The sequence below is a fragment of the Mesorhizobium sp. M0983 genome (assembly GCF_040318975.1).
Taxonomy (GTDB): Bacteria; Pseudomonadota; Alphaproteobacteria; order Rhizobiales; family Rhizobiaceae; genus Mesorhizobium.
The window spans coordinates 106,108-118,712 of the sequence record NZ_JAMYNH010000012.1 but is presented as its reverse complement, the minus strand read 5'-3'; the positions used below and the strand labels follow the sequence as shown (position 1 = coordinate 118,712).

The following is a 12,605-nucleotide window of genomic DNA, read 5'->3' as shown; positions in this document are numbered from 1 at the left end:
GCCCCTTTATTGGCCGGCAGATGTCACCCGCCAAACTGTGTTGCCGACGTCGTCGGCGATGAGCAGGGCCCCGGTTTTGTCGACGGCCAGGCCGACAGGCCGGCCGCGCGCCTTGTTGTCCTTGTCCAGGAAGTCAGTCACCACGTCCTGTGCGGCGCCACTCGGATGGCCGCCGCTGAATGGTACGAACACCACCTTGTAGCCATTGAAGCGCGTGCGGTTCCAGCTCCCGTGCTCGCCAACGAAGGCGCCGCCGCGATATGCGTCGGGAAGGGAGGTTGCCGTGTAGAAGGCCAATCCCAGAGGGGCGACGTGGGAGCTCAGCGCATAATCCGGAACGATCGCTTTAGCGACCAGGTCCGGACGCTGGGGCATGACTCGGGGATCGAGATGCTGGCCGTAATAGCTGTATGGCCACCCGTAGAAGCCGCCGTCCTTTACCGACGTCAGATAATCCGGCACGAGATTGGGGCCGAGCTCGTCGCGCTCATTGATCACGGCCCAGAGCGCCCCGGTCTGCGGCTCCCAGCTCAGGCCGTTCGGATTGCGCAAACCGCTGGCGAAAATGCGCGACCTGCCGGTAGCCCTGTCCACCTGCCAGATCGCGGCGCGGTCCTTCTCCGCCTCGATGCCGTTCTCGGCCACGTTGCTGTTCGAGCCGATGCCGACATAGAGCAGCGAGCCGTCCGGGCTTGCCACCAGGCTCTTCGTCCAATGGTGGTCGATCGGGCCGCCGGGCAGGGCGGTGAGCGGCGTTCCGGGCGCGGTGATCTTGGTGTCGCCGGTGGTGTAGGGATAGCGAACAATGGAATCAGTGTTGGCGACGTAGAGATCGCTTCCCACCAGCGCCACGCCGAAGGGCGAGCTCAGGTGGTCGAGGAAGACGCTGGTCAGCTCGGGCTTGCCATCGCCATCGGCGTCGCGCAGCAAGGTGATGCGGTTGCTTGGGCCGCTGTCGCCGCCCGAAGTGACCCACGATTCGATCCAGCCCATCACCAAATCCTTGGGCCGTTTGATCGGTTCGCCGCCCGGCGCCTTGGACTCGACCACCAGGACGTCGCCATTGGGCAGCACATAAAGTGAGCGCGGATGCTGCAAGCCGTTGGCAAAAGCCTGGATCTGCAGCCCCTGCGCGACTGTCGGCTTTTCGTCGTTCTTCCATCCTACCACGGAAGCGAGATGCATGGGCGGGAAGAAATATTGGATCGGCTCCGGCAGGTTTGGATTCGGCCCTATCTGACTGCCGGGATCCGGGTCGTTGCCGCTGCACGCTGCAAGAGTGATCGCCGCAGTGCAAGTAAGGATGGACGCCGCGATGCGCCCGGCCTGTCTGATGGAGCTTGCTACGCGCATCAATCCGCCACTCCGACGTGATGCCGGTACACCATGGACCAGCCCAGCCAACCAGTGAAGATGAGGATGAGCACGACAACCGCCGAGAGGATCAAGCCGGTGGGAACGATGGAGGTCCATGCATCGCGGGTGTGCACGAGCATGTTGATCACGGACAACACCAGCGCCAGCAGATTACCGAGCACGTGCGGCCAGGCAGGGGGCTGTGCCCTTATCAGCGGATTAGCCAGAAAATCGATCAACCCCACGATCGCTGCAAGGCAGCCCATGATCACTCCGACGGTAACCAGCCAAGCGGAGAAGTCCGCCCACATCATCTCCGCCGTTCGCCAATAGGCCAGATCCGTCAGCAGGGTGCCGACGAAGCAGGCGATCGGAAACGGCACTAGCATCGGATGAATGGGATGTCCCGCAATCCTGGCCGTCGAACGCGGATTGTCACCGACCACAATGCGCAATCCTTCTCAGTTCTCGTCCAACAACCCCCAATACGGCCTCCGGCAGCTGTTGCCGAGAGGCCGGCAGACGACACATCGATCCGTCAGGCCCAAAAAGGGTGCTGGCTGGCTGCGCCTGCTAGGCGGCGGACTGGGTCGGAGGGTTCTGGTACATCATCCAGAGCTCGATCGCGGCCAGGACGGCGACCAGAATGCCGATCACGACATGCACGGTCATCGCCGTGGTCGCCTGGAATCCAAGCACCCAGGGCGATACGAGAACCCACAGTCCGACGACAAGGTTCACCCACTCTTCCCACACGGCAAATGCCGCGAGGGCGGCAATCGAAAGCACGACAATCAAGATTCCGCTGCCGAGGGCGTTCTGCGTCTGCGGGCCTGCCGCAAAGGCGAAGATCCAGGGAGAGAAGAACAGAATTGCCCCAAGGATCAGGTTGGCTACGTCACAGAGCCTGGCGTTTGTCCACTGGTTCATGGCATCCTCCATTGGGAGCGTTTGTGGCTCCCGAGTTCGGCAAGGTGGTGCCTGAGTCCGGCGAGATGCGCCCGAAGCCGCTCACTCCGTGTTACGGCAGTGCCCTTGCCCGGCCGGAGTTTCCGCATCTGGCGGTACTCCAGCCAAATCCGGCTATCTAACTGAATTCCGGGCTTTATGTTCCATTCGGCACCGGCACGCCTGGATCACTTGATGGTGATCGAGCGATCCAAAGCCGCAGTGGACATGGTCAGCGGCGACGTGCCAGCGGCGCGGACAGGCTCATTCTTTTCTCGATCCGGTGAAAACATTGGTCGTGGATCGCAGTTCTTGAAGACGAGACGCTCTTGCTCGTCTTGATTGCCGCCGAAGCTTGTTTGAGAGGCGACCGGTCCGGATTGACGCGCGATACTTTCGCTGCAAAGGTATCTTAACGACTTGTTTACCATGCGTCAGTCAGGGTTGGGGGGAATTTGGAACCGTTTCTGGGTGCGAACCGCCTTAATTGGGATGATCGGGCCGAACTGCACTCGACCGACACAACGGGCAGCTACCACATCGAGAATGTGCTGGCAGGCGGATCCAATCTCTATGAGCTGGAAACGCGCGAAGTCGGCGATATTGCCGGCAAGGATATCGTCCACCTGCAGTGTCACATCGGCCTTGACACAATCAGCTTGAAGAATCTTGGTGCGGGCAGCGTGACCGGCCTCGACTTTTCACCCGCGGCGATCGCGGCGGCGCGGGATTTCGCTGCGAAGGCAGGCACCGACGTGCGTTTCGTGGAAGCGCCACTGTTCGAGGCGGTCGAAGCCCTGGGCCGGACCTTTGACATCGCTTACGTTACCTGGGGTTCGGTAAACTGGCTGGACGACGTGTTCCGTTGGGCGCGGGTGGTTGCCGATCTCCTGCGACCCGGCGGCCGGCTCTACATGGCAGAGGGCCATCCATTGATGTTTCAGTGCAATCGAAAGGCCGCGGCTCTGGAGTTGAAGCACGACTGGCGAACGCCGATAGCTCGGCCGCTCGCCTGGAACGAGGAACTGACCTACACCGGCGATGACCGCATCTTGAAGCATCCTCGCTATTATGAATGGATCCACCCGATCAGTGACGTGGTGAACGCGCTGATTTCAGCTGGTCTGACGCTCGATTTTCTCAATGAGCATGACACGGTTTCGTGGCAGCACTTTTCATTTGCAGTGCGGGCCGGCAAGGATATGTACGGCCTGCCAGAGAACTCTCCCAAGATACCGATGGCCTATTCCATTGGCGCGACGAAGCGGAGCGTCGGCAAGATACCATATCTTGTGTCTCACAAGTCGATCGAGGGCCACTAGCCCAAGGTCAACGCTCTTGACGTACTCGGGTCGGAGCATCGAGGTTTGCAATGGCGCTCGTGTCTGCGGTCTTCCGAGCAAGGCTGATCTCGTTTCATGTTGGTCCGCTTCATGCAGCCTGCCTTCAACATCGCGCGGGCGGTGGTGTCGATGTCGACATAACAGCCGGCGTCAGCCATCGGAAAATGCGAAATTTTTCAGGAGTGTGAAGGTCAAATTAAACATTGAACGCTAATATTCCTCATCGGGTCGACCCGAGAACCTGAAATGGCAATTGAGGAATCGCCTATTGGCTTTTTTCCGCGCTAGGTTCGGCGGCATTAAGGAGGCCGTCTTTTCGTCGGCAAATATTCCGGCGGCGATCGCGTTTGTCGTCATCCTTATCAGCGCAGCGTTCGCGGAGCACCAGAACAAGATCGTCTCGGACCAGGCCGTCCGTGCGGACGTGCTGACCAAGGTCAACCTCATCCGCGCCAAGCTCGAAGGCAATATCAACGGAAACCTTCAACTCGTGCATGGACTGGTCGCTGCGGTCGTAACCGAGCCCTATATGGGACAGCAACGCTTCGCTTCGCTGGCGAGTAATCTGTTTGGCGCGAACTCGCAATTGAACAATATTGCCGGCGCGCCCGATCTGGTCGTTTCCCTGATGTACCCGATGGAGGGTAACGAGCAGGCGATGGGCCTCGATTACCGCAAGAACGAGCGGCAGCGTGCGGCTGCGCTAAGGGCGCGAGACGAACGCAAGCTGGTGCTTGCCGGTCCCGTCGATCTGAAGCAGGGAGGACAAGGCTTTATCGGTCGCTTTCCGGTTTTCGTGCGGAGCGCGGGCAATACGGAAAGGTTCTGGGGCATCATTTCCGCCGTTGTCGACGTGCAGCGTCTCTATCGGGCGAGCGGGCTGCTTGACGACGATCTCGGGATTGACATAGCGCTGATCGGCAGGGACGCTCTCGGCCAAAATGGAGACCAATTCTACGGCAATGAGCGGATCGGCAAAAGCGATCCGGTGACGGCCGACGTTTTGCTCCCGTCCGGTTCGTGGCAGATCGCGGCCATTCCCAAAAATGGCTGGCCTTCGACGCCAAGTAACGCATGGTTGTTGCGCGCGATCATGGCGACGGCCGGGGCCTTGGTTGTGTTCCCCTTCCTGGTCACAGGTCGCCTGATCGGCGAAAGACAGCGCAATTATGCGGAATTGCGTCGATTGTCACGACGCCTGGAACTCGCTCTGGAAGCCTCGGCTATTGGGGTTTGGGAACACGATCTCGCGACCAACGAGCTTACGTGGGATGATCGCGTAAATGAAATATATGGCAAATCAACCGGGGAGCACCGGGGCTACATAGACTGGGCGGGTGCAATCCACCCAGATGATTTGGCTACCGCCAACGCAGATTTCGACAGCGCGGTGGCCAGCGGACGACCCTATTTGTCGGAGTACCGGATTGTGCGTCCGGATGGCGAGGTCCGTCATGTCCGGTCCAAGGCGATCGTTTACCGGGTCGCAAACAACACTCCAAAAATGATAGGCGCGGAATGGGACGTTACAGCCGATGTCCTGCTGAACCAGGATCTGGTTCGAGCAAAACAGCTGTCCGAGTCGAAAAATGCAGAACTCGAGTCGGCCAAAGCGCGCATAGAGCACATCGCGCTTCATGACTCGTTGACCGGCTTGCCCAACCGGCGTTACCTCGACCAGGTACTGGAAGATTACGCGGCAAACGCCAGGCGCTCAGGCGGGCATGCGGCACTGCTTCACATCGATCTGGATCGGTTCAAGCACATCAATGATACGCTGGGCCACGCCGCCGGTGACGCAATGTTGGTTCACGCGTCAACAGTCCTCAGATCGAAGGTCGGCGACGAGGGATTCGTCGCCCGCATCGGGGGAGACGAATTCATCGTTCTGTGCGTGGTGCGCGACGATACCAAGCAACTGGCGCTGCTCGCTGACCGCGTCATCAGCCAGATGCGCGAACCGGTCTACTACCAGGGCCATCGATGCCGTTTTGGTGTCAGCGTGGGAATCGCAGTCGACAACGGAAAAAATATCGAAGCCAAACACCTGCTGGTAAACGCCGATATCGCGCTTTACCGGGCAAAGAGGCGTGGGCGCAATCGATACGAATTCTTCACCGACGCGATGCAAAGCGAAATCGTCGATACAAAGCGGATTGCCGACGAAATTCTCGGCGGCCTTGAGCGCAACGAGTTCATCCCCTTCTACCAGCCCCAATTTGACGCAAAGACGCTCGAAATCGTGGGGGTTGAGGCGCTGGCGAGGTGGAGACATCCAGAAAAGGGTATTTTGGCGCCCGATGTCTTCCTGAGAATTGCGGAAGAACTGAATGTGGTCTCGATCATCGACCAAGCCATATTGAAGCAGTCGCTTTTGGACTTCAAAGAATGGTCCGCTGCGGGACTCCACATTCCGCGGGTATCGGTCAATGTTTCGGCGCGACGCCTTCAAGATGAGGAGCTCATCAAGAGCTTGCGAGAACAAAATATCGAAAAAGGGACAGTTTCATTCGAGCTTGTTGAGTCAATTTTCCTGGACGAGAACGACGACCTTGTCACCTGGAATATCGAGCAGATAAAAGAACTCGGGATTGACATCGAAATAGACGATTTTGGTACTGGTTACGCTTCGATAGTCAGTTTGCTCAAGTTGCAGCCTCGCCGGCTAAAGATAGATCGGCAGCTGGTCACCCCAATCGTCAAATCGCCGCAAAGAAGGCAGGTTGTCTCGTCAATCATTGACATCGGCAAGTCCTTGGGTATCGAGGTCGTGGCGGAAGGTGTCGAGACGATGCAGCACGCACGGATACTCAAAGGCCTGGGCTGCGACATGTTGCAGGGTTATGCCTTCGGCTACGCGCTCGATTCCGACGGACTAAAGGCCTTTGTTCGATCCCGGCGGCTGCGCACAGCCAGCTGAGCGCCAGTCCCCGCATTTACCGGCGCGATCGGCGTTGAGCGTCGCATCAATATGCGCGTGGCAGGCCAGGCCGGTAACAATAAGCCTCAAATAAGCAGCAGGCCCTTCATGCTGGAGTGGCCTTTCCTGCCGATGATGATGTGATCGTGAACGGCAATGCCAAGCGGTTTGGCCGTCTCGATGATCAGCTTGGTCATCTCGATGTCGGCGCGCGACGGCGTCGGATCGCCCGATGGATGATTGTGAGCCAGAATAATCGCCGTCGCCGAGAGCTCCAAGGCGCGCCTGACCACCTCGCGCGGATAGACCGGCGTGTGGTCAACGGTGCCGACCTGCTGCACCTCGTCGGCGATCAGTGCGTTCTTCTTGTCGAGGAACAGGATGCGGAACTGCTCCCGCTCCTCGAAGGCCATGACCGACCGGCAGTATTCGAGAACCTGCGTCCAGGTTGACAAAAGCTCGCGGCCGGCGATCTCGCCGCGCGCCATGCGCTGCGCCGTTGCAGCAACCACCTTCAGGTCGAGCGCCACCGCCGGGCCGATGCCCTTCACCTCCTGCAGGCGCTCGACGGGCGCGCCGAGGACCTCGGCCAATGTACCGAAGCGTGCCAGCAATGCCTTGGCGACCGGCTTGGTGTCGGCGCGCGGGATCAGCCGAAACAATAGAAGCTCGAGCAGTTCGTAGTCGGGGAGGGTGTTGGGGCCGGCAGCAAAGCGTTCGCGCAGGCGGTCGCGATGGCCGAGATAATGCGGCTTGTCGGCGGCCACCGCCTTCGCGGGCGATCGCACCGGCCTTTCGGGAAAGAAGGCCCGCTCGTCGTCGTCACCGTTCATGGCTGCCCCACCCAGCATTTGCCGGGCAAGGTAACGCCCGATCTGCCAGACACTAGGCCCGCAGGCCGGGGCGGTCGAGGTTTTTTGGCGATAGCGTGAAGATCTCGCAGCCGGTTTCGGTGACGCCGATCGTGTGCTCGTACTGCGCCGACAGCGAACGATCGCGCGTCACCGCGGTCCAGCCGTCCGACAGCACTTTCACATGCGGCCGGCCGAGATTGATCATCGGCTCGACGGTGAAGATCATGCCCGGCCGCATCTCGACGCCTTCGCTGGCGCTGCCGTAATGCAGGATATTCGGCGCGTCGTGAAACAGCCGGCCGACCCCATGGCCGCAGAAATCGCGCACCACCGAGCAACGCTCGGCTTCGGCGTAGGTCTGGATGGCGGCGCCGATGGCGCCGGTGCGGGCGCCCGGCTTGATTGCCGCGATGCCGCGCATCAGGCACTCATACGTGACTTCGAGCAGCCGCTCCGCGGCACGCTTGATCGTGCCCACTGGATACATGCGCGAGGAGTCGCCATGCCAGCCGTCGAGGATATAGGTGACGTCGATGTTGACGATGTCGCCGTCCTTCAACGGCTTGTTATCGGGTATGCCGTGACAGACGACGTGGTTGATCGAGGTGCAGGATGATTTCGTGTAGCCGCGGTAGTTGAGCGTCGCCGGAAGCGCGCCATGGTCCATGCCAAATTCGAAAACGAAACGATCGATCGCCTCAGTGGTGACGCTGGGCGCCACCATCGGCACCAGTTCGTCGAGGCAACGCGCGGTGAGATCGCAAGCCTTGCGCATGCCGATAAAGCCTTCCTCGTCGTAAAGACGGATCTGGCCGGTGTTTCTGAGCGGTGCCGTGGCGGCGTCGAGATAGGTGACCATTTTTATCCGTCTTGCAGGGATGCGAGGCCTGGCTGAGCCCCGCGAGAGAAATTCCCCCAGATTTGGCACTGGAAAGCGCAAGGTTCAAGGACGAACTGCCTACGGAGGCCGAAGACCGGCGATATTCACGCCCAGGGGCATTCTCCTTGCCTGCAGCGGCCCGTGCTTCCGCCGGGTTCATTTGGCTACCGCAGTGACGACACATTTCCAGGCGAGAAGTCGGCCCAAGCATTAGCCGTCACGGCAACTTTTTGCGACGAACGGCGTTGCGGCGGGGGCGTCGGTTCGGGAGAGATCGAATGGACAGACTGCAATTCGAGGTGCCGGTGCGGATCGCGCCTGTGCCCGGCCAGCCGGTCGAGGAAATCTACAGTGTCGAGCAGGCGCTCGATTTCCTGCAAACGTGGCCGGTCCGCCGGAAGGGGCCAACCTACCAGGCCGCGTTCAACGCCTGTTTCGGCGCCACGGTGGACATCGTCGAGACCGAAGACGCATGGCGGGCCTTCATGGCCTTTTGCCGGGTGAGCGGCCTGCTGGCCAGGGACATGATGGTTCCGCGCAAGCGCGGCGGCGAGGCGAGGGGACTGCGGGCGTAGGGAGCCGTCGACATAATCTTCAATTTGTCTGGCAGCCTTTGCCGACATCCTCATCAGAGTGGTGGTCCGGCAAGGTTACGCAGCGCGTTAGCGATGGCATGTGCTAAGTACTTGAGGTCTCTGGTACGCCCAAGGGGAATCGAACCCCTGTTACCGCCGTGAAAGGGCGGTGTCCTGACCGCTAGACGATGGGCGCGCTCAGATGTGAGCGCTTATAGTTGCGTCGCGACAAACCGGCAACCCGTCTGCTGCCGGCTGCGACAACTTTTTTCCTTTGGCTCCAAACCGCGTCTTTCCGACAGCCAAGCTGGTTTTTGCGGCATGATGCAACGCCGCCGAAGGGCCTTCAGTGGCGGAAGAACCTCGCCCTAGCTGCGCCTGCGGCAGCGCCAGTTCCAGTCGCGCTCCGGTCCGACATCGACGTGGACGGATTCGGTGTGGCAGTAGGTGCCGACGCCGCCGCGGCCCGGCATGGTGCGGATATAGCTCGCCAGTTCCCATTTTGAGACGCCGGGAACCTGGATGTCGGCGGCGGCGCAGTACATGTGCAGCGAGTTCTTGGCACCGTTGGCGCGACGGTTGCGGGCCGGATCGCGATAGCCGGAGGTAACCGTCATCTTGCGGCCGTAGTGGCCTTCGATCGTCTTCAGCACGCGAACCAGCGACGGCTTCAAGCAGGCGACATCGACGCTTTCGTTCTGTTTCAGGAGACCGTTGGGTGCCAGCCGGGCGAGGCCGGCGGCGGAGGCGACCTGGTAGGCGCCACCCGAACCTTCGTCCTCGTTGAGGTCGACGTCGCTCTCATCGTCGAGGCCGGATTTGCGCTTGATCTCGAACAGTGCCGTCTGGCGCACGCCGGGCAGCGCATCGGCCGTGAAGTGGCTAGTATCGCCGGCCGATGCCAACTGCACCGGCTTTTCAGCCGGGTTGGCCGAGGCCAGGGTGACGGTGGGCTTTGCCGCGGGCGTCGCCTTGGCCTGCAAGACCGCTGGCTGCCCGCCCGATCTGCTGTTGGCCGGCGATGCCGCCGAAGCAGGCGTAGCGCTGAACAGCGAGGCCAGGAAGTTTTTCTTCGGTGCATAGGCCTGTGGCTGCGGCATCTCGCCGGCGGTCACATAGACCGGGTTGTTCATCGCCGGCGCGGCGGCCTTGGCATCGGGCTTCGATGCGCCGGCATCGGCGGCGGCACTGTTCTGCGCAACAGCGTTGGCCTGTTCAGCCGCCTCGGCGTTTGGTTGCAGCGCTTGCGGCGAATGTCCCGCGATCGTCTCGGCCGACGTGGGAACGGCGATCGGGAAGCCGGCATCGGACTTGGCCCCTGGCTTAGCCATTGGCACATAGGCGACCTGCTCGGGAAGGTTGGCGTCGCCCTCTGCATTCATCGTCATTTGTGCGGTTGTCATCAGCGACGATGAGGCGGCCGTGCTGGCCTGGGGCGCACCGGCGGCCGTGCTGATTTCGGTGGCCGAGGCATTATAGCCTGGCATGCCGACCGACATGGTCGGGTCGCCGGCAGAGGTGCAGGACGCCAGAAGCACCGAGAAAAGCGCCGCCACAATGGCGCGGCTTTCTCCCTTCGCGAGGCGCGATCCTGCTGATCTCAAAACAAAATTCCCCCTCGATATCCGACCGGTTCGTCATTGGCGCGGCGTCGAAACGTCTCGTCGAATGACCCTTGTTCCCCGAACCGGAAACGAGACCTGTGTCAAATCTGCAAGCCTCAAAGTAATTTGGCGGCTAGAGGATGAATCAAGGCTGCTCAGGGTTGACGACACCATTTCGCCCGCTTTTGGCGGCGCGTCAACTCACCACACATTACAGATGGTTACACACGCACCTTGACATAGGTGCCGGGGGCTTCGCCTAGAACTTGCATATGCTCGCCCGGTTTGCGGGCCAGTACGCGGGTATTATCCCTGGCTTCGATCCAGCGCTGCCAGTGCGGCCACCAGGAGCCGGGATGGTCAGTGGCCCCGGCGAACCACTGGTCGAAGTCGCCAGCCGGCTTGCCGCCGGTCCAGTAGTGGTATTTCTGCGCCGCCGGCGGATTGACGACGCCGGCGATGTGGCCGGAGCCGGCCACGACGTAGTCGACCTTGCCGCCGAAATATTTCGAGCCGAGGAACACCGACAGCGCCGGCGCGATGTGATCCTCCTTCGAGGCGAGGTTGTAGACCGGGATGGTGACGTCCTTCAGCGAAACCGTGCGGCCCGCCAACTCCATCATGCCTTGCGAAAGCCTGTTCTCAAGATAGCAATTGCGCAAATAGAAGGAATGGTTGGCAGCGCCCATGCGGGTCGAATCGGCGTTCCAGTAGAGCAGGTCGAAGGGCAGGGGATCCTTGCCGCGCATGTAATTGTTGACGACATAGGGCCAGATCAGGTCGCCCGAGCGCAGCATGTTGAAGGCGGTCGCCATCCTCGTGCCGTCGAGATAGCCTTTTTCGCTCATTGCCTTTTCAACGGCCGCGACTTGCTCCTCATCGACGAACACTTTCAAGTCGCCGGCATAGGTGAAATCGACCTGCGTGGTGAAGAAGGTCGCCGATTTGATGCGGTGGTCGCCTTCCTGCGCCATCAAGGCCAGCGCTGCCGCCAACAGCGTGCCGCCGACGCAATAGCCGATGGCATTGACGTCCTTTTCGCCGGTGGCCTTTTCAATCGTGTCGAGGCCGTATTGCAGGCCCTCCCTGATATAGGCCTCCCAGCTCTTGGTGCCGTGCCGCTCGTCCGGATTGATCCAGGAGATGACGAAGACCGTGTGGCCTTGCTCGACCGCCCAGCGGATGAAGGATTTTTGCGGGTTGAGGTCGAGGATGTAGTATTTGTTGATCCATGGCGGGCAGATCAGCAGCGGCCGCTTGAGCACGGTGTCGGTCGCCGGCTCGTATTGCAGGATTTCAGCGACGTCGCTGCGGCCGACCACCTTGCCGGGGGTGGTGGCGAGATTCTTGCCGATCTCGAAGGGTGAGTAATCGGCCTGCCGCAGCTTCAGGTCGCCCTTGCCTGCGGCAATGTCCTCGGCCAGCATCTTCATGCCGCGCACCAGATTTTCGCCGTTCGAGGCGACGGTCTCGCGAAACAATTCCGGATTGGTCAGGATGAAATTCGACGGCGAGATGGCGTTGGACACCTGCCTGACATAAAAGCTGGCCTTGTGGCGGGTGTGCTCGTCCAGACCGTCGGCGTGCTCGACCAGTTCGGCCGCCCAGCGCGAGGTGACGAGATAGGCTTGTTTGAGGAAATCGAAAAAGGCGTTGCGGCCCCATTCCGGGTCCTGGAAACGCTTGTCGCCGCGCTCGGGCTTGACCGCATCCTCGGTCTCCTCGGCACCGGCGCCGATGCGCTGAACGGCATTGGCCCAGACGGCCATATAGCCGGAAAACAATCGTGTCTGTGCCTCCAGCGCGCGCTGCGGGTCGGAGAGCCAGTATTCGGTGAGTTTGGAGAACGTCTTCACCATGTCGACGACCGGCTCGGCGACATGATCGCGCACCTCGCCCTTTTCCCGCGGCTCGGCCCATGCCGAGGCGGCCTTGCCGGCCTGCTCGATCATGCGGGCCATGTTCAGAGCGAAGCGTTCCGGGTCCTTAACCAGATATTGCTCGACGGTCGAAGGTTGGTCATCTTCCGCTTTGCCCGAATCGGGTGTTTTGGACATGGTTCGCGGGGTTCCTCCCGAAGCGTTTTGTTGACATATTACCATGGGATATCGGACAGGGTCCAACG

11 protein-coding genes and 1 tRNA gene are annotated in these 12,605 nt (G+C 60.8%); 3 read left to right on the top strand and 9 right to left on the bottom strand.

Translation table 11 applies throughout. From position 1 onward, the window contains the following. Positions 1-6: 6 nt before the first annotated feature. The 4 genes from NKH71_RS21705 to NKH71_RS21690 all read right to left on the bottom strand — a co-directional run bounded on the left by NKH71_RS21705 (position 7) and on the right by NKH71_RS21690 (position 2,735). Positions 7-1,353, bottom strand: coding sequence for a PQQ-dependent sugar dehydrogenase (locus NKH71_RS21705; protein WP_352790518.1), 1,347 nt, complete (start codon positions 1,351-1,353; stop codon positions 7-9). Beyond that, positions 1,353-1,811 carry a DUF2231 domain-containing protein gene (locus NKH71_RS21700; RefSeq protein ID WP_502900408.1) on the bottom strand — a complete coding sequence of 153 codons (459 nt, stop codon included), beginning with the start codon at positions 1,809-1,811 and terminating at the stop codon, positions 1,353-1,355. The genes NKH71_RS21705 and NKH71_RS21700 overlap by 1 nt, the downstream gene beginning before the upstream one ends. A gap of 118 nt (positions 1,812-1,929) precedes the next feature. Further along, complete coding sequence (locus NKH71_RS21695; protein ID WP_051409696.1) at positions 1,930-2,286, bottom strand: SPW repeat protein; 357 nt, start codon at positions 2,284-2,286, stop codon at positions 1,930-1,932. Between the two features lie 206 nt (positions 2,287-2,492). After that, positions 2,493-2,735, bottom strand: coding sequence for a hypothetical protein (locus NKH71_RS21690; protein WP_156948109.1), 243 nt, complete (start codon positions 2,733-2,735; stop codon positions 2,493-2,495). 24 nt (positions 2,736-2,759) lie between these two features. On the opposite strand from NKH71_RS21690, the gene NKH71_RS21685 reads away from it, so the two are divergent. Together NKH71_RS21685 and NKH71_RS21680 are read left to right on the top strand one after the other, a co-directional pair. Then, positions 2,760-3,626 carry a class I SAM-dependent methyltransferase gene (locus tag NKH71_RS21685; protein ID WP_352495377.1) on the top strand — a complete coding sequence of 289 codons (867 nt, stop codon included), beginning with the start codon at positions 2,760-2,762 and terminating at the stop codon, positions 3,624-3,626. Positions 3,627-3,987: 361 nt separating this feature from the next. Next, a complete protein-coding gene (locus tag NKH71_RS21680; protein ID WP_352482301.1) occupies positions 3,988-6,567 on the top strand; it encodes a bifunctional diguanylate cyclase/phosphodiesterase in 2,580 nt (859 codons plus the stop codon). An 86-nt stretch (positions 6,568-6,653) separates the two neighbouring features. Here NKH71_RS21680 and radC read toward each other — a convergent pair whose 3' ends face one another. Both radC and map read right to left on the bottom strand, forming a co-directional pair. Continuing rightward, on the bottom strand, positions 6,654-7,400 hold the full coding sequence (gene radC, locus NKH71_RS21675) for a RadC family protein (RefSeq protein WP_023720155.1): 747 nt from the start codon (positions 7,398-7,400) through the stop codon (positions 6,654-6,656). Positions 7,401-7,452: 52 nt separating this feature from the next. Further along, entirely contained in the window at positions 7,453-8,280 is an 828-nt protein-coding gene (map, locus tag NKH71_RS21670) for a type I methionyl aminopeptidase (protein WP_352790516.1), read from the bottom strand. Positions 8,281-8,579: 299 nt separating this feature from the next. Between map and NKH71_RS21665 the strand changes: the two genes are divergently transcribed. Beyond that, a complete protein-coding gene (locus tag NKH71_RS21665) occupies positions 8,580-8,876 on the top strand; it encodes a DUF982 domain-containing protein (RefSeq protein WP_023678889.1) in 297 nt (98 codons plus the stop codon). A gap of 121 nt (positions 8,877-8,997) precedes the next feature. Here the strand turns inward: NKH71_RS21665 and NKH71_RS21660 are convergent. From NKH71_RS21660 to NKH71_RS21650, 3 genes are all read right to left on the bottom strand, one after another. Next, positions 8,998-9,072 (bottom strand) — tRNA-Glu (locus NKH71_RS21660). 172 nt (positions 9,073-9,244) lie between these two features. After that, the gene (locus NKH71_RS21655; RefSeq protein WP_352790534.1) at positions 9,245-10,375 is read right to left on the bottom strand and encodes a YcbK family protein; all 1,131 of its coding nucleotides are present in this window, start codon (positions 10,373-10,375) and stop codon (positions 9,245-9,247) included. A 326-nt stretch (positions 10,376-10,701) separates the two neighbouring features. Next, a complete protein-coding gene (locus NKH71_RS21650; protein ID WP_352495375.1) occupies positions 10,702-12,537 on the bottom strand; it encodes a PHA/PHB synthase family protein in 1,836 nt (611 codons plus the stop codon). Positions 12,538-12,605 lie beyond the last annotated feature (68 nt).